The 17642-nt window shown below is 59.6% G+C and carries 16 protein-coding genes and 1 pseudogene; 11 read left to right on the top strand and 6 right to left on the bottom strand.

Features of this window, described 5'->3' with window-relative positions; genetic code table 11:
* The first annotated feature begins 54 nt into the window (after positions 1 to 54).
* Positions 55 to 2799, top strand: coding sequence for a DNA polymerase I (gene polA, locus BUQ81_RS08075; RefSeq protein WP_074201904.1), 2745 nt, complete (start codon positions 55 to 57; stop codon positions 2797 to 2799).
* A gap of 55 nt (positions 2800 to 2854) precedes the next feature.
* On the opposite strand, the gene purT is transcribed toward polA, so the two are convergent.
* A complete protein-coding gene (gene purT, locus BUQ81_RS08080; RefSeq protein ID WP_074201905.1) occupies positions 2855 to 4024 on the bottom strand; it encodes a formate-dependent phosphoribosylglycinamide formyltransferase in 1170 nt (389 codons plus the stop codon).
* A gap of 110 nt (positions 4025 to 4134) precedes the next feature.
* A complete protein-coding gene (yihA, locus tag BUQ81_RS08085) occupies positions 4135 to 4758 on the bottom strand; it encodes a ribosome biogenesis GTP-binding protein YihA/YsxC (protein WP_074201906.1) in 624 nt (207 codons plus the stop codon).
* A gap of 137 nt (positions 4759 to 4895) precedes the next feature.
* Here yihA and BUQ81_RS08090 point away from each other — a divergent pair, with 137 nt between their 5' ends.
* Genes BUQ81_RS08090 through BUQ81_RS08110 form a run of 5 tightly spaced genes read left to right on the top strand, consistent with a single transcriptional unit; the run spans position 4896 to position 10728 of the window.
* On the top strand, positions 4896 to 6899 hold the full coding sequence (locus tag BUQ81_RS08090; protein ID WP_084188324.1) for a cytochrome c biogenesis protein ResB: 2004 nt from the start codon (positions 4896 to 4898) through the stop codon (positions 6897 to 6899).
* A gap of 29 nt (positions 6900 to 6928) precedes the next feature.
* Entirely contained in the window at positions 6929 to 8086 is a 1158-nt protein-coding gene (gene ccsB, locus BUQ81_RS08095; RefSeq protein ID WP_084188325.1) for a c-type cytochrome biogenesis protein CcsB, read from the top strand.
* A 10-nt stretch (positions 8087 to 8096) separates the two neighbouring features.
* Complete coding sequence (locus tag BUQ81_RS08100; RefSeq protein WP_074201908.1) at positions 8097 to 8717, top strand: thiol:disulfide interchange protein DsbA/DsbL; 621 nt, start codon at positions 8097 to 8099, stop codon at positions 8715 to 8717.
* A 9-nt stretch (positions 8718 to 8726) separates the two neighbouring features.
* Positions 8727 to 10373, top strand: coding sequence for an acetolactate synthase large subunit (locus BUQ81_RS08105; protein ID WP_074201909.1), 1647 nt, complete (start codon positions 8727 to 8729; stop codon positions 10371 to 10373).
* A 19-nt stretch (positions 10374 to 10392) separates the two neighbouring features.
* A complete protein-coding gene (locus BUQ81_RS08110) occupies positions 10393 to 10728 on the top strand; it encodes a hypothetical protein (RefSeq protein WP_084188326.1) in 336 nt (111 codons plus the stop codon).
* On the opposite strand, the gene BUQ81_RS08115 is transcribed toward BUQ81_RS08110, so the two are convergent.
* On the bottom strand, positions 10720 to 11292 hold the full coding sequence (locus tag BUQ81_RS08115) for a nitroreductase family protein (protein WP_074201910.1): 573 nt from the start codon (positions 11290 to 11292) through the stop codon (positions 10720 to 10722). The genes BUQ81_RS08110 and BUQ81_RS08115 overlap by 9 nt on opposite strands.
* A 255-nt stretch (positions 11293 to 11547) precedes the next feature.
* Here BUQ81_RS08115 and BUQ81_RS08120 point away from each other — a divergent pair, with 255 nt between their 5' ends.
* Genes BUQ81_RS08120 through galE form a run of 5 tightly spaced genes read left to right on the top strand, consistent with a single transcriptional unit; the run spans position 11548 to position 16577 of the window.
* Positions 11548 to 12462, top strand: a complete 915-nt coding sequence (locus BUQ81_RS08120; protein ID WP_074201911.1) for a LysR substrate-binding domain-containing protein — start codon at positions 11548 to 11550, stop codon at positions 12460 to 12462.
* Positions 12459 to 13190, top strand: a complete 732-nt coding sequence (locus tag BUQ81_RS08125; RefSeq protein ID WP_074201912.1) for an MlaA family lipoprotein — start codon at positions 12459 to 12461, stop codon at positions 13188 to 13190. Before BUQ81_RS08120 ends, BUQ81_RS08125 begins: the two co-directional genes overlap by 4 nt.
* Complete coding sequence (locus BUQ81_RS08130; protein WP_074201913.1) at positions 13174 to 14070, top strand: lipid A-modifier LpxR family protein; 897 nt, start codon at positions 13174 to 13176, stop codon at positions 14068 to 14070. Before BUQ81_RS08125 ends, BUQ81_RS08130 begins: the two co-directional genes overlap by 17 nt.
* Before the next feature lie 59 nt (positions 14071 to 14129).
* Positions 14130 to 15584, top strand: coding sequence for a sodium:proton antiporter NhaD (nhaD, locus tag BUQ81_RS08135; protein WP_074201914.1), 1455 nt, complete (start codon positions 14130 to 14132; stop codon positions 15582 to 15584).
* 3 nt (positions 15585 to 15587) lie between these two features.
* The gene (gene galE, locus BUQ81_RS08140; RefSeq protein WP_074201915.1) at positions 15588 to 16577 is read left to right on the top strand and encodes a UDP-glucose 4-epimerase GalE; all 990 of its coding nucleotides are present in this window, start codon (positions 15588 to 15590) and stop codon (positions 16575 to 16577) included.
* Here the strand turns inward: galE and BUQ81_RS08570 are convergent.
* The 3 genes and pseudogenes from BUQ81_RS08570 to BUQ81_RS08155 form a co-directional block, all read right to left on the bottom strand.
* Positions 16565 to 16738 carry a heme-binding protein gene (locus tag BUQ81_RS08570; RefSeq protein WP_084188330.1) on the bottom strand — a complete coding sequence of 58 codons (174 nt, stop codon included), beginning with the start codon at positions 16736 to 16738 and terminating at the stop codon, positions 16565 to 16567. The genes galE and BUQ81_RS08570 overlap by 13 nt on opposite strands.
* Before the next feature lie 42 nt (positions 16739 to 16780).
* Positions 16781 to 17067 (bottom strand): annotated as a pseudogene (locus BUQ81_RS08150) (transposase); the annotation flags it as partial.
* An 87-nt stretch (positions 17068 to 17154) separates the two neighbouring features.
* On the bottom strand, positions 17155 to 17571 hold the full coding sequence (locus BUQ81_RS08155; protein WP_074201917.1) for a secondary thiamine-phosphate synthase enzyme YjbQ: 417 nt from the start codon (positions 17569 to 17571) through the stop codon (positions 17155 to 17157).
* Between the last annotated feature and the right edge of the window lie 71 nt (positions 17572 to 17642).

The raw sequence follows: 17642 nt of genomic DNA on the forward strand, positions 1-17642 counted from the left end.
AAGGCAGCGATGGTGCCATTATTTCAGCCTGATCCAGTCTTTCAGGAAGGCCCCATGCAAAAACCCGACCTCATTCTCGTTGACGGCTCCAGCTACCTGTTCCGCGCCTATCACGCGCTGCCGCCGCTGACCACCTCCGACGGCACCCCCACCGGCGCCATGTACGGCGTGATCAATATGGTGGGCAAGCTGCTGGACACCTATCAGCCGCAGCGCATCGCGGTGGTATTCGATGCCCGCGGCAAGAACTTCCGTCACGAAATGTACGAGGCCTACAAGGCGAACCGCCCGCCCATGCCGGACGACCTGGCCCAGCAGATCGAGCCGCTGCACCAATTCATCCGCGCGCTGGGCATTCCGGTGGTGGTGATCGACGGCGTGGAGGCGGACGACGTGATCGGTACGCTGGCCACGCAGGCCGCCAGGGAAGGCAAGCAGGTGCTCATCTCCACCGGCGACAAGGACATGGCCCAGCTGGTGAACGATCACATTACCCTGATCGACACCATGAAGGATCAGATCCTCGAGCGCGACGGCGTGATCAAAAAATACGGCGTGGCACCTGAGCAGATGGTGGACTATCTGGCGCTGATGGGCGACAGTTCCGACAATATTCCCGGCGTGCCCAAGGTGGGGCCGAAAACCGCCGCCAAGTGGCTGCAGCAGTATGGCGATCTAGACGCCCTCATCGCCCACGCCGACGAAATCAAGGGCAAGGTGGGCGAAAACCTGCGCGCCCACCTGGATCAGCTCAGGCTGTCCCGCGAGCTGACCCGCATCCGCACCGATCTGGACCTGCCCATCCGCTGGCAGGATCTCGTCAAGCAGCCGGAGGACGACGAAAAGCTGCTGGAACTGATCCGCCGCTATGAATTCAACAGCTGGCTCAACCGCAAGCTGGCCGGGCATCCCCTGTTCGGCGGCAGCGAGGACGAAAAGAACGCCCCGGCGCAGACCAATACCACGCAGGATGTGCCGGTCATCCTTGATGACGCTGCACTGAATGTGTGGGTCAAGCGCCTCAAAAAAGCCGAGCTGTTCGCCATCGACTGCGAAACCACCGCACTGGATCCCATGCGCGCCAGACTGGTGGGCATCAGCTTCGCCGTGGCCGACGATGACGATGTGGAAGCGGCCTACCTGCCGCTGGCCCACGACTACCCCGGCGTGCCGGAGCAGCTGCCCATAGATCAGGTGCTGGAAACGCTGCGCCCGCTGCTGGAACAGGCGCCCAAGGCGGGACAGAACCTCAAGTATGACTGGCATGTGTTCAAGAATGCCGGCATCACGCTAGAACCCATTACCCACGACACCATGTTGCAATCCTATGTGCTCAACAGCACTGAACGCCACGGGCTGGACGAGCTGGCGCTGAAATATCTGGGCCACCGCACCACCCATTACACCGACGTGGCCGGCAAGGGGCGCAAGCAGATCAACTTCGCCCAGGTCCCGCTCGAACAGGCCGCCCCCTACGCCGCCGAGGATGCCGAGCTGGTGCTGCGCCTGCACAAGGTGCTATGGCCGAAGCTGGAACAGGACGAGAAGCTGCGCCACATCTATGAAGGGATCGAAATTCCGCTGGAGCCGGTGCTGGCGCGCATGGAGCATACCGGCGTGCTGCTGGACGCCGAGCAGCTCAAAGCCTATTCCAAGGAGCTGGCCAAAAGGCTCAAGGAACTGGAGCAACAGGCGTGGAAACTGGCGGGCGAAGAATTCAATCTCAATTCGCCCCAGCAGCTGCAGACGATTCTGTTCGACAAGCTGGGGCTGCCGGTGCTCAAGAAGACCCCCAAGGGTCAGCCCTCCACCGCCGAAAGCGTGCTGCAGGAATTGGCCGAGCAGGGCCATGAGCTGCCGAAGCTGATTCTGGAATACCGCGGCCTGGCCAAACTCAAGTCCACCTACACCGATGCGCTGGTGAAGCAGATCGACCCCGACACCGGGCGGGTGCACACCAGCTACCAGCAGGCGGTCACCGCCACCGGACGCCTCTCCAGCACCGACCCCAACCTGCAGAACATCCCTGTGCGCACGCCGGAGGGTCGGCGCATCCGCCAGGCCTTTATCGCGCCGCAAGGCTCAAAAATCCTCGCCGCCGACTACTCGCAGATCGAGCTGCGCATCATGGCCCATTTCAGCGGCGACGAAAACCTCATCAAGGCGTTTGAACAGGGGCTGGACATCCACAGGGCCACCGCCGCCGAAATCTTCGGCGTGCCCGTGGATGAGGTCACGCCCGAGATGCGCCGCCACGCCAAGACGGTTAACTTCGGCCTCATCTACGGCATGAGCGCCTATGGCCTCGCCCAGCAGCTGGAGATCGACCGCAAGCAAGCCCAGGCCTACATCGACACCTATTTCGAGCGCTACCCCGGGGTGAGGCGCTACATGGACGAAATCCGCGAAAAGGCGAAGCAGCAGGGCTATGTGGAAACCCTCATGGGCAGACGCCTCTATCTGCCTGACATCCACAGCAAAAACCCGCAGGTGCGCCAGTATGCCGAACGCGCCGCCATCAACGCCCCGCTGCAGGGCACTGCGGCCGATATCATCAAGACCGCCATGATCCGCATCGACGCCTGGCTGCGCGAGGATCTGCCGGCGGATGCCCTCTATGGCGACACGCGCATGATCCTGCAGGTGCACGATGAACTGGTGTTCGAGGTGCCCGGCGAGGTAACACTGGAACACCCCATCGCCAGAACCATCAGGGAAACCATGGAATCGGCCATGACGCTGCGCGTGCCGCTGGTGGCCGATGTGGGCATCGGCCCCAACTGGGAAGCCGCGCACTGAAAGAGCGCGCCGGCGCCTGAAGCGGCGTCAGCCCACGTGCGCGTGGATAGCCAGGTCAATGATCTGAAATGGGCGCCACCCGCGCCCGTGCCTTTTCCAGCGCCGCCTCGGCGGTTTCCGCCTGGGCCAGCACCACTGCCATGCGCCGACCGCAATGGGATACCGGCTTGCCGAATACGCGCACCAATCCATCGGCGGAAAAGAGATTTTCCGGGATGTCCAGCACCGGCGCGCTGCTATGTCCACTGGCCTTATAGGCCGCCGAGGCACCCGGAGTCATGAAGGTAAAGTCCAGCGGCAGGCCCAGCACCGCCTGCACATGCAAGGCAAACTCGCTCTTGTTCTGGGTAATCAGCGTCACCATGCCGGTGTCGTGTGGGCGCGGGCTCACTTCCGAGAAATAGACTTCATCGCCCTTGACGAACAGCTCCACGCCGAAAATGCCACGACCGCCCAGGCCGTCGGTAATGGTACGGGCGATCTGTTGCGCCTGCGCCAGCACGCTGTCCTCCATGGGGTGCGGCTGCCAGCTGAAGATGTAGTCGCCATCCTGCTGAATATGCCCGATGGGCGCGCAGAACACCGTTTCGCGGCCATTGCGGGCAGTGAGCAGGGTGATTTCATAGTCGAAATCGATAAAGGCCTCCACGATTAGTTCGCTGGCATCGCCACGGGCGTCTGCCTGCGCAAACTGCCACGCCTTCCCTACCTCATCGGCAGAATGAATCACGCTCTGGCCATGGCCGGAGCTGCTCATCACCGGCTTGACCACGCAGGGCCAGCCCAGTTCAGCCGCCGCCTGTGCCAGCTCCGCTTCGGAGCGCACAAAACGGTAGGCACCAGTTTTCAGCCCCAGGGTTTCGGCCGCAAACTGGCGGATGTGTTTGCGGTTCATGGTCTTGTTGACCGCTTCCGCATTGGGAATGACAGTAAAGCCCTTGGCTTCGGCGGCAAACAGCGCCTCAATGCTAATGGCCTCGATCTCCGGCAGAATCCAGTCGGGCTGCTCGCGACGGATCACTTCCAGCACCGTATCGGCATCGCGCATGTCGATCACATGGGCGCGGTGTGCCACCTGCATCGCCGGCGCGCCTTCGTAGCGGTCCACAGCGATCACTTCCAGTCCCAGCCGCTGCGCCTCAATGGCCACTTCCTTGCCCAGCTCGCCGGCGCCCAGCAGCAGCATGCGGCGGGCGTTGTGTCTCAAGGGTGATGAAAACTGCATGATGTGCCTCTTTTAACGATTTTTAGTGCATTTTCGCTGCAAATAGCGCCTTTTTTTCAGCCGAAAAAAATCAGCTCTGTAAAAAGTCGGGGACCCCCCTCTCTGTCGATTCAGTCAGCCTTTTTGGCTGGGCGTTCATAGTGCAGCCATTTATCCAGTTTGGCCCATACCTGCACCAGGCCCTCGCGCTTGAGGCTGGAGAAAGTCTGGGCGGTTGCGTGGGGATAGTGTTCCTGCAGATACTTCTGTACCTTGAGCACAGTGGCCTTGGCCGGCCCCCGCTTCAGCTTGTCTGCCTTGGTAAGCAGCACGTGCACCGGCAGCTCCAGTCCCTGCGTCCAGCCGAGCATGAGCTCATCCACCTCGGTAAGCGGGTGACGGATGTCCATCAGCACGATCAGCCCGGCGAGGGATTCGCGCTTTTCGATATATTCGCTCAGATGCCGTTCCCATTCGCGGCGCATGGCCTCATTCACCCTGGCGAAACCATAACCGGGCAGGTCCACCAGACGGCGCTGATCGTCCAGCTCGAAGAAGTTGATCAGCTGGGTGCGCCCGGGCGTCTTGGACACGCGCGCCAGTGACTTTTGCGAGGTGATGGTGTTGAGCGCGCTAGACTTGCCGGCATTGGAGCGCCCGGCAAAGGCCACTTCCCAGCCTTCATCGGGCGGGGCCTGCTTGATGCTGGGCGCGCTTTTGAGAAAACGCGCCTGCTGATAGAGCGGATGCTGCATGAAATTGTTCCTGTGATAATGAAGCCTATATGGTAGCGCAAGGCGTGTCGGTATCCCCATGATCGACGGTGATCTTTTTGCCTTGAAGGCGTGCTGCCCGTATACTTGCTGATTCTTATCAATCGCAGTGAACCGATATGGCCAAACCCGTTTCCCGCGCCCGCGCAGTCTACGACTTCTTCAGCTCCATGAGTCTGGCCGTCACCCTGCTGGTGATGCTGGCCATTGCTTCCGTCATCGGCACAGTGGTCAAACAGGGCGAGCCCTATCAGAACTATGTGGTCAAGTTCGGCCCCTTCTGGGCAGAGCTGTTCGAGAAAATCGGCATCTTCCACATCTACAGCACCTGGTGGTTCGTTCTTGTCATCCTCTTTCTGATTGTCTCTACCACCACGTGCGTGATCCGCCATGTGCCGGTTTTCCTGCGCGACATGAACAGCCATGCGGAAAACCTCTCGCGCACGGCGCTGCTGCACCAGCCCAACCACGCCGAAGTGGCCTGCACTCAGTCGGATGTCGCCCTGCAGACCATGGAAGCGGCGCTGAAACAGGAGGGCTTCAAGCTCAAGCGCAAAGAAAGCGAACGGGGCGTGATGATCGCCGGCATGAAAGGGCGCTGGAACCGCCTTGGTTATTTCCTCACCCATATCGGCATCGTGGTGATCCTGCTCGGCGCGGTGGTGGATTCCAACCTGATGCTGAAGTACAAGGTGATGACCGGCCAGGCCGTGCCGGAAACCCGCGATGTGCCCATCAGTCAGATCAATCCAAAGGCCGTGCTGCCGCAGGACAACATCTCCTTCCGCGGCTCCGTCACCATTCCCGAGGGCCAGAAGGCCGACTTTATCTTCCTGCCCTACGACCGCGGCTACTTCCTGCAGCAGCTGCCGTTCGAAATGATCGTGAAGAAATTCCACATCAACTATTACGACACCGGCATGCCCAAGGACTTCATCACCGATCTGGTGGTGCGCGACAAGGCAACCGGCAAGACCGTCGAACATACCCTGCGAGTGAACCATCCTCTCATTCTGGGCGACATAGCCATCTATCAGTCTTCCTTTGAGGACGGCGGCACCCAGCTGCAGCTCAAGCTCTATCCGCTCACCGGTGCAGAAACACAGCCGATGGAAATGACCAGCCGCATCGGCCAGAAGGAAATTCTCGAAACCACACAGGGCAAGCTGCGCTTCGAATTTGACGACTTCAAGCTGCACAATGTGGTGCCGACTACACCGGAAGAAGAGAAACAGACCGGCCGCAAGATGCACAACAACGGTCCGAAACTGGTTTACAAGATCCGCAACGAGCAGGGCACCGCCAAGGAGTATGAAACCTACATGCTGCCACTCAAACAGCAGGGACGCGAATTCTTCGTGGCCGGCGTGCGCGACTCGGTAGCCGAGCCCTACCGCTACCTGTTCATTCCGGCCGACGAAAAACGCAGTCTCAAGCGCTTCATGGCCTTTATCGAACTGCTCAACAACGATCAGAAGCGGCTGGCAATCTTCGCGCAGTACATCAAAAGCGATCCGCAGTTCAGCAAGCTGAGCGTGCGCGAGCAGGCGCTGCAGATTCAGCTGTGGCAGAACCTGATCCGCCTGTTCCGCGACGCCGGCTTCAAGGGCATCGAACATTTCATCAAGACCAATGTGCCCGAGGACAAGCAGAAGTCGATCAAGGACTTCTACCTGGCGCAGCTCACCGACGGGCTGCAGGTGCTGTATGTGGAAATGCTCAAGCAGCAGGGCAGGATCAAGTCCCGCGACGAGTTGACCGATTTCGACAAGACCTGGTTTGAGGACGCCATCAACGCCGTGCTGGCGTTGCCGAAGTTCGGTTATCCCATCTTCGTCAAGTTGGAAAGCTTCAAGCTGCTGATGGCCACCGGCCTGCAGGTCACCAAATCACCGGGCAAGGACATTGTCTATTTCGGCAGCCTGATGCTGACGCTGGGCGTGTTCCTGCTCTTCTACGTACGTCAGCGCCGGGTTTGGGTATACTTTGACAAATCAACCACTTCAGACAATGGTCATACTGTGGTGATCGCGGCGAAAGACAATAAAAATACGCCGGAAATGGAAAAGGAATTCAAACGCCTGTTGGCGCGGCTACAGCAAACCTGCGGAGGGACCCCGTGAATACCGTTAATGACACCTATGCAGAGCATATGCAGACCAACCCGACCCTGAAGGAACGCTTCAGCCTGTTCGGCATTGTCTGGAGCCTGCTGGTCATTGTGACCGGTGTGGCTGTCTGGCTGGATCTGCACACCTACATGGATGTCTATGAAAAGGCCATCCTGATCGGTGCCGTGCCAGGCCTCATCGCCCTGGGTGCCTTCTGGCCCAGTATCCGTCTCTATCTGCTTGGCGTCGCGGCGCTGACGCTGCTGGGGGTGTGGCAGTACAGCAGCCATGGCAATGACGTAAAGGTGCAGGAGCAGCTCTTCCTGCTCAAGTACCTGCTCTCCAGCCAGAGCGCCTTCATGTGGATGAGCGCCCTGTATGTGCTGGCCACGGCCGGCTATTTCTTCGCCCTGTTCATCCGCTCCGAGTTTGCCGGCAAGGTAGCCACGGGCCTGACCTGGGCGGGCGCCACCTTTGGCCTGACCGGCATGATGATGCGCTGGTACGAGTCCTATCTGATCAATCCGGACTACGGCCATATTCCCATCAGCAGCCTGTATGAAGTATTCATCCTTTTCTCGGTGATCACCGCACTGGTGTACCTCTACTTCGAGCAGAAATACCGCACCCGCGCACTGGGCGGCTTCGTCATGCTGGTGGTCTCCGCCGCCGTGGCCTTTCTGCTGTGGTACACCTTCGACCGCGAGGCGTATCACATCCAGCCGCTGGTGCCCGCACTGAAGAGCTACTGGATGAAGCTGCACGTGCCCGCCAATTTCCTCGGCTACGGTGCCTTTGCGCTGGCGGCCATGGTAGGGGCCGCCTATCTGATCACCGATACGCTGGCGCGCAAAAAACCCGACAGCACCTTTGTCAAGGCGATGCCGTCGCTGGAGATGATGGACGAGCTCATGTATAAGTCCATCGCCTTCGGCTTCGCCTTCTTCACCATCGCCACCATTCTCGGCGCGGTGTGGGCAGCCGAGGCCTGGGGCGGCTACTGGAGCTGGGACCCGAAGGAAACCTGGGCGCTGATCGTGTGGCTCAACTATGCAGCCTGGCTGCACCTGCGCATGACCAAGGGCTGGCGCGGCCGCCCCATGGCGTGGTGGGCGCTGGTGGGTCTGCTGGTCACCACCTTCGCCTTTCTGGGCGTGAACATGTTCCTGTCCGGCCTGCATTCCTACGGCAAACTGTAAGGAGCCGATGATGAAACTGACCCGACGCCATTTCACCACCCTGCTGGGTGCCGCCGCACTGGCGCCGCTAGCCCATGCTGACGAGATCGAACCTCCCATGGAAGGGGTGGAATACAAGAAGGTACCCCGTCCGCATCCCAAGGCGAAGCACGTCACCGTGTTTTTCTTCTACGGCTGCCCACACTGCTACCATCTGGAACCCAGCATCGACGCCTGGTTGCAGCGAAAGCCGGCTGACGTCACCTTTGAACGCTACCCCGCAGTCATCGACAGCCCGGCATGGATCTTCTTTGCCCGCGCCTTCTTCACGGCAAAAAACCTCGGCGTGCTGGAGCAGTCCCACAAGGCACTGTTCGATGCCCTGCACCGCGATCGCCTCAAGCTGTTCAGCGTAGAAAAACTGGCCGCGTGGTACAGCCAGTTCGGTGTGGATCCCAAGGACTTTGATACCATGTTCAAGTCCTTCAAGGTGGACACGCAGGTGAAGGAAGCGCGCAAACTGACGCAGGATTTCGGCATCGATGGCGTGCCGGCCATCGTGGTTAACGGACAGTGGCTCACTGACGTGGTGATGAACGGCAGCCGCACGCGCCTGTGGCAGACCGTCGACTGGCTGCTGGCCAACAAATAGGACACCCCCTTGCAAAACGCCGCACAACTGCTGGTCCAGTGTCTTGAAGCGGAAGAGGTTCGCTTCATCTTCGGTATTCCCGGCGAGGAAAATCTGGACCTGATCGACGCCCTCGCCGACAGCCCCATCCAATTCATCACCACCCGCCACGAACAGGGTGCCGCCTTCATGGCGGATGTGTATGGCCGCCTGACCGGCAAGGCGGGCGTGTGCATCTCCACTCTCGGTCCCGGCGCCACTAATCTGGTCACCGGTGTCGCCGACGCCAACATGGACCGTGCGCCCATTGTGGCACTGGCGGGGCAGGCTGCTACCACGCGCATGCACAAGGAATCCCACCAGGTACTGGATCTGGTGAGCCTGTTCAACCCCATCAGCAAGTACGCCGCGCAGATTCTGGAACCGGAAACCGTACCGGAAGTGGTGCGCAAGGCGTTCAAGGTGGCGCAGAGCGAAAAGCCGGGTGCGACTTTTATCGACTTCCCGGAAAACATCGCCAAGATGCCGGTGCCGAATACACCGCTGCCGGTGCGGCGTGAACGCTTGCCCATGGCACCGGAAAGCCATCTGAAAAAGGCGGCGGAACTGATCGATGCGGCGGAAAATCCGCTGATTCTCGCCGGCAATGGCGTCATCCGCACCCATGCCCATCTGGAATTGCAAGCCTTTGCCGAAGCACTGCAGATTCCGGTAGTGAATACCTTCATGGCAAAGGGGGTAGTGCCCTTCTTCAAGAACCCGCTGGCGCTGGGCACCGCAGGGCTGCAGGCGGGCGACTACGAAAACTGCGGCTTTCGCGATGCCGACCTGGTGATTACAGTGGGCTTCGACATGGTGGAGTATCACCCCTATCTGTGGAACCCGCACCACAGCCACCGCATCATCCATATCGACACCACCGCCGCAGAAGTGGATCAGGATTACCTGCCCGACATTGAACTGGTGGGCAATATCGCCAAGAACCTGCGCCGCCTGACCCATCTGGGCATCGCGCCGAAACATAGCCGTATCGGCCGCCAGCTGCGCCATTCGCTGATCGAAGAGATGAACCGCTGCAGCCATTCCACCGCCTGGCCGCTGAAACCGCAGAAGATCATCTGGGACCTGCGCACCGTGCTGCCGCGGGAAGGCATCACCGTGGTGGACGTGGGCGCCCACAAGATGTGGATGGCACGCATGTTCCGCGCCGAACAGCCCAACACCTGCATCATCTCCAACGGCTTTGCCAGCATGGGCATTGCCCTGCCGGGCGCCATTGCCGCCGCGCTCACCTATCCTGAACGGCCGGTGGTAGCCGTCAGCGGCGATGCCGGTTTCATGATGAACGTGCAGGAGCTGGAAACGGCGGTGCGTCTGGGCGTGAACATGGTCGTCCTTATCTGGAACGATGGTGGCTACGGCCTGATCGAGTGGAAACAGCAGCGTCAGTTTGGCCGCAGCGCCTATGTCTCCTTCGGCAATCCGGACTTTGTACAGCTCGCACAGAGTTTCGGTGCACAGGGCACCCGCATCGACCGTGCAGAAGCGCTGCAACCGGCGCTAAAATCGGCCCTGGAGGCAGGCGGTCTTCACGTGATCGACTGTCCGGTGGACTATAGCGAGAACGACCGCCTGATCGAGCTGCTGGGCCCGGTGCTCAGCGAAGCGGAAGAGTAGTCCGCACAAAGGAGGTGTCATGCTGTATGTGAAATGGGGGGCGGACGGCACGCTGGAAGACTTTTCCTTTGTGTCCAGGCCTGGCTATGAATCCACTACGCTGAGCGATCCCCGCGTGCAGGCGTGGCTCAAGAACGAAGCCAATCAGCACAAGATCGACGCCGTGCTGGAGCAGATGGACCTGGAGATGGTCCGCGTGGTAGAAGACCTGATCGATATTCTGATCGACAAGGGGCTCATTCTGTTTACCGACCTGCCCGAAGTGGTGCAGAACAAGATTCTGTTCAAGCGCAGCCTGCGCAGCAGCCTGCAGCCCTCGCTGCTGTACGAAAGCGACGACGAACTGCTACTTTAGAAATTTCGTCACGGTCTCCCAGCTGCGTTCACGCGCCGGCGGCATGCAGGCCGGCTCGCCACAGTAAAGCGCTGCCTGCAGACGCGCCTGGGTCGAATCGATGCCAAGCAGGGCATAGGTGCGTAAATCGCGGATCACCGGACCGGTACTCCACTGCGAGCCAATATCCTGGCACCACAACGCCAGCAGGAAATTCTCGATGGCCGCCGCCACCGCCGCATAATCCTCTTCCCGCTGCACCAGATCCTCGGCCAGCACCTGACCCACCAGCACCACACAGGGAATTGCTGCAAAGCGCGCATACGCCTTGTCGTAGGCCTTCTGCCAGGCTGCATCCCCTCGATCGAAACGCTTGCTGGCGCGCAGATCAGCATAAATCTCTGCCACGGCCCCTTGCGTTTCACGACCCAACACGTAAAAGCGCCATGGTTCGGTCAGACCATGATTGGGCGCGCTCACCGCCGCCAGCAGGGCCCGCTCAATCACCCTATCATCGATGGGCGTTGGCTTGAAATCGTAAACGCTGCGGCGCGTCAGAATTCTGTTCAAACAGTCGGTCGTCATGGGTATAAGTCCTGTGAATGCTTGAGTGAATTTTGTGGATAAATTGGGCTAAACTATATCAATATGATTTTATCCACAAATGATCCCCAACGACTACCGCGCAGGTCATGGGACTTTGCACACGGTTTAACCACACGCCAAGCCACTGAAAAAAAAGAGAAATCGGATACTGTCAACAGCCGGGTTACTGGCAAAGAAAAACAGAAAGAAACAAAAACTTAAATACCCTTATATAGACAACAGGACCCACACTCCATGACTCTAAACGAACTGCGTTACATCGTCGCTGTTGCAGAACACAGACATTTCCGCAAGGCAGCGCAGGCATGCAATATCAGCCAGCCCACATTGAGTGTTGCCATTCGCAAACTGGAGAACGAACTCAATGTGGTGCTGTTCGAACGTCGCAAGAGCGAAATCCTCATTACCCCCACGGGGCAGCGTATCATTGAAATCGCCAGGGAAATCCTCGCGCGGGTGCACGATATCGAGGAAATCGCCCGCGCCGATCAGGACAGCCTCTCATCCGAACTGCGCGTGGGCGCCATCTACACCATCGGCCCCTACCTGTTGCCACGCTTTATCCATACTGTGCATCAGCAGGTACCCACGCTGCCACTGATCGTGGAGGAGGACTATACCTATGGTCTAGCACAGAAGCTGGCGCAGGGCACACTGGACATGGCCATTCTGGCGTTGCCGTTCAATGAGCAGAACATGGAGACCATTCCACTCTACGAAGAACCCTTCGTGGCGGCACTGGCCAAGGATCACCCCCTGGCTGAAGAGCCGGTGATTACCAAAAAGCATCTGAAACAGAATACGGTGCTGATTCTGGGCGCCGGTCACTGCTTCCGCGATCAGGTGCTGGAAGCCTATCCCTTCCTTGCGACGCAGGACAGCCAGCTGCAACACACGCTGGAGGGCAGTTCGCTGGAAACCCTCATGTACACGGTAGCCACGGGCGTGGGAATCACCATCCTGCCGTGCACCGCATCTCAGCACCACCTGGAAGACATCGTCATCAAGCCGCTTCAGGGCCCCGTGCCGGCACGAACGGTTGCGCTGGCATACCGACGCAGCTTTCCGCGCGTAAAGGCGCTGGAAGTGGTTGTGGACGCGCTCAGAAGCATTCAGTTGAACTGTGTAACCCCGGTATCCGCCCAATGAGGGCCCTGCTTTTGTTCGGTCTGCTGCTGGTTTCGATCGGCAGCTGGGGTGCGCAGCCCGCTTCCCAGCCCGAGCCGTTTGATCAGAGTGACCCTTACGAATCGTTCAACCGCAGCATGTTCGATTTCAATATGGGCGTGCATCGCACGCTCGGGCGGCCCATAGCCAGGGCTTATGACAGCCTGCCGGCACCCGCCCAGAAGGGGCTGCACAATTTCTTTACCAATCTGTCCGTGCCGTGGACGTTTCTGAACGATGTGCTGCAGGGCAAAGGGGGAAAGGCAGCGACCGACTTCATGCGCTTTGCCATCAATACGATGTTTGGTCTGGGCGGCCTGCTGGACATTGCCACGGAAGCGGGCATGGACTACCAGAAGGAGGATCTGGGCCAGACCCTGTATGCCTGGGGCGTATGGCCCCGTGCCAATTTCCTGATTCTGCCGCTGCTGGGACCCTACACCACCCGCGAAGCCGTGGGGGCCGGCGCGCAGATGGCTTGGGATCCGGTCTATGATGCGCTGCTGGAGGCGGACGGCGATGTGGAACTGGCCATGCGCCTGCTGGATACCACGCGCAGCTATGCGGAAAATGCCGTGCTGCTGGATCAGCTGGAAAGCCAGCCGGACCCCTATATCTTCATTCGCGAAGCCTACTACCAGCACCGTCTGGATCTGATCTACGACGGCCATCCACCTGTACCGCAGGATATCGATGACATCGATCTGTAAGGCGCTGCTGCTTCTGCTGCTGACGGCCGTTCAGGCCGCGCACGCGCAGCAGCTCTATCTGGCCACGGAAAATGACCTGCTGGCCGGTCGTGACGGTCACTATACCGGTGGGTTGGATGTAGGCTGGCATGCCGGTGCGTGCCGCTGGCTCGATCGCGACTGGGTGCAGGTTTTCCAGCTCAAGGGCCTGGTATTTACCCCGCTGAACACGCAGACAGTGCCGCCGCCGGATGATGATCTGTCCTATGCGGGGGTGCTCGTGCTCAACGGCGTGTTGTTTCAGCAGCAGCATGGCCGTCTGAACATGCTCGGCGTGCAGCTGGGCTGGCTGGGACCCAGCACCCGCATGGGAGAGATCCAAAATCAGATCCATCGCTGGGTTGGCAACGATGTACTGCGCGGCTGGCATTATCAACTCAAGGATCAGCCGCTCTTGGGCGTCATGGCCGGACAGGGGCGCATGCTGTGGCACGATGCAACCCTGCCGCTCAGTCTGCAGGCGGGGATGGGGGCTGAAGCCGGGACACTGCTGAATCGAGGCTGGGCGTCCCTGTTGCTGCGCATGGGCCCGCAGGCGCTGCATGTGCGCCTGTATGACCAGATGGTGGGCACCAGCGCCAGCGATGCGCTGGAGCCGCTTTCGACCGGCTGGCAGGCGGATCTGGGGGTGCAGCTTAACTGGCTGCCGCACCTGCTGCTGATCGAAGAGGGAGGTGTGGCGCTTCGGCCGAGAAGCTGGCAGTGGAAAGGCTTGTTGCGCATCGCTTACGGCTGGTCCCACTGGCAAGTGGCCTGGGTCGGGCAGATCGCCCAGTTTCCGGCAGCCAATCGGGACGAACTGGACAGCTGGGGCGGCTTTGTGCTGCGTCGCCAGCTGTAGTATTCGCTAAAATAACGCGGTTAAAACCTTAAAACCTTAATCTGAGTCGTGTGAATCTTATGAATACCCCGATCAAGTCCCCCTTGGGCGCCTGGAGTGCGCTGTCTCTTGTGTTGCTGCTGCCGTTTGCGGCCATTGCAGCGGAGATGAGCGGTCATCACCTTGACCTGTCCCATCACTGGGTGGGGTACGTGTCGCTGGCGATTTTCGTGATTGCCTATGCGGTGGTGATGGTTGAAGAGGTGACCCACCTGCGCAAGTCCAAGCCGGTGGTTCTGGCGGCAGGATTGATCTGGGCGCTGATTGCATGGGTCTACAATCAGCACGGCATGGGGCATGTGGCCGAGGAGGCGGTGCGCCATAATATCCTTGAATACGCCGAGCTGTTCCTGTTTCTGCTGGCGGCCATGGCCTACATCAACGCCATGGACGAGCGCAATGTGTTCAACGCGCTGCGCGGCTGGCTGGTGGCCAAGGGCTTTACCTACCGCCAGCTGTTCTGGATTACCGGCTTTCTGGCGTTTTTCATCTCGCCCGTGGCCGACAACCTCACCACCGCGCTGCTGATGGGTGCGGTGATTCTGGCGGTGGGCAAGGACTCGCCCCAGTTTGTTGCGCTGGCGTTTATCAATCTGGTGGTGGCGGCCAACGCCGGTGGCGCCTTCAGCCCGTTTGGTGACATTACCACGCTGATGGTATGGCAGAAGGGGGTGGTGCAGTTTCATGAGTTCTTCGATCTGTTTGTGCCTTCGCTGGTGAACTTTGTGGTGCCGGCAGCAATCATGCACTTTGCCATTCCCAAATCCAATCCGAAAAAGCTGGACGAGCACATTCAGCTCAAGCGGGGTGCACTGGCGGTGGTGGTGCTGTTCTTCGTCACCATTGCCATGGCGGTTTCCTTTCACAACTTCCTTTCCATGCCGCCGGTGTTGGGCATGATGACCGGTCTCAGCCTGCTGATGTTCTACGGTTATTACCTCAAGGTCACAGGTGAAAAGGAAGTGATCGAATGTGTCACTACTGAGGGCACGAAAACAGAAGTGGTGCATCCGGTCACCTTTGACATCTTCAACAAGATCGCCCGGGCGGAGTGGGACACGCTGCTGTTCTTCTTCGGCGTCATTCTGGCGGTGGGTGGTCTGGGAACCATTGGCTATCTGGACAGCGTCTCTCACCTCATCTACGACCAGTGGGGTGCGCTGTGGGCCAATGTTTCCGTGGGGATTCTCTCTTCCCTCGTCGATAACATCCCGGTGATGTTTGCGGTGCTGACCATGATGCCCGACATGAGTCACGGCGACTGGCTGCTGGTCACCCTGACTGCCGGCGTCGGCGGCTCATTGCTGTCCATCGGCTCCGCCGCAGGGGTGGCGCTGATGGGGCAGTCGAAGGGCATGTATACCTTCATGAGCCATCTGAAGTGGACGCCTGTGGTGGCGCTGGGCTATGCCGCCAGCATTCTGGCGCACCTGTGGATCAATGCGGATCTGTTCCGCATTCCGGCGGGGGGTTAAACCATGAAGATTCTGGTGACCGGCGGGGCCGGCTATATCGGCGCCCACATGGCCAAGTGGCTGGCGCGCGCAGGTCACGAGGTGGTGATTTTCGATAATCTCAGCACCGGATTTCGCTTTCTCGCCCGTTATGGCACCCTGTTTGAAGGGGACTTGAATCGGCCGGAGACGATTGAACGCTGTCTGGAAGGACAGGCGTTTGATGCGGTGATCCACTTTGCGGCCCGCTCGCTGGTGGGGGAGTCGGTGCAGAATCCGCTGCTTTATTACCAGAACAATGTCTCCGGCACCGTGAATCTGCTGGCGGCCATGGACAGGGCGGGCGTCCGGCGGCTGATCTTTTCTTCTACCGCAGCCACCTACGGCAACCCGCAAAGCGTGCCCATCCCGGAGACGGCACCCACCCGGCCCATCAACCCCTATGGCCGCAGCAAGCGCATGATGGAGCAGGTGATCGAGGATGCGGTGGCGGCCTACAGCTTCGACGCCGTTTCACTGCGTTATTTCAATGCGGCCGGCGCCGATCCGGAGGGAGAGCTCGGCGAGTGTCACGATCCGGAAACCCATCTGATCCCGCTGGTGCTGCAGGCAGCATTGGGCAAGCGACCGGCCGTCACCATTTACGGGGAAGACTATCCCACTCCCGACGGCACCTGCGTGCGCGATTACATTCATGTATGGGATTTGGTGGCCGCCCATGATGCCGCCTTGAGTGCGCTGATGGAAGACCGCGTGAAGGGCTATGATGTCTTCAATCTGGGCATCGGCCACGGCTACAGCGTGAAGGAGGTCATTGAGGTGTGTCAGCGGGTTGTGGCGCAGTCGGGCTGCCGCATTCCAGTCCAGGTGGGGCCGCGGCGACCGGGTGATCCGGCGGAACTGGTGGCGGACAGCCGCAAGGCCCAGCGGGTCCTGCAGTGGCGAGCGCACCATTCCGATCTGGAAACCATCGTGCGCCATGCCTGGGCCTGGACACGCCGCTACCTTGGCTGATCACGCGCCGTCCGAAACAATGAGAAGCCTTCCAGACGGTCTTCCAGTGCTTCGATGGCCTTGAGCGCGCAGGCTTCATCCTTTTCACCGCCGGGCGCGCCGCTGACGCCAATGGCGCCGATCATGACCCCGTCGCTGGTCAGCGGCACGCCGCCGACCATGGCGATCAGCTCGTTGATATTGTTCTGTTCGGGGCGGATATCCTCGCGGCGCTGAGATGGCCTTAGCGCTTTCCCTCCAGGGCTTCCTTGCGGATCTCGGCCATGAGGCGCTGTTCGGCGTACATCTTCTTCAGACGGCGGTTTTCCTCTTCAAGTTCGCACAGATGCTTCATAAGGAGTGCATCCATGCCACCGTACTTGACTCGCCATTTGTAGAAGGCAGCACTGCTCATGCCGTGCTCACGGCACAGTTCGGCCACGGGGGTGCCAGCCTCCGCCTGCTTTAGAATGCTGATGATCTGGCTGTCACTGTAGCGGGATTCTTTCATGTGGAATCTCCTTGTCATCTCTTATCGGAAAATTCCACTGCCGGCTGGTACCTTTTTTCGGGGGGGGAATACATTGCAGCCTTGATCTTACTCTCCGTGAATGGTCACGACCACCTTGCGGTTAAAGCGTCCGGTGCGATGCTCATAAATGAAAATTCCTTGCCAGGTTCCCAGCGCAAGACGCCCCTGGCTGACAGGAACGCTCAGGCTTGTTTCCGTCAGCAGGGTGCGGATGTGTCCGCTCATGTCGTCATCGCCTTCATAGTTGTGTTCGTAGTGGGGATCGCCGTCAATTACGGTTTTCTGCAGCCAGTATTCAATGTCGCGCCGCACGGAGGGGTCGGCATTTTCCGTGACGATCAGCGAGGCGGAGGTGTGCTGAATGAACAGATTGCACAGGCCAGTACGAATGCTGCTCGCGGCTACCGCAGCCTCGATCTCGCGGGTAATGTTGTAGGTGCCGCGGCGGGGAGTTGAAAATGTAAGGGTATCCTGCCAGATCATGGGTTTACCTCATGAATAAATTTCATGTTAAATTAAATAATCATCAATTTTTATTGTTGTGGGTTCATTAT

Source organism: Sulfurivirga caldicuralii, assembly GCF_900141795.1.
Classification (GTDB): domain Bacteria; phylum Pseudomonadota; class Gammaproteobacteria; order Thiomicrospirales; family Thiomicrospiraceae; genus Sulfurivirga; species Sulfurivirga caldicuralii.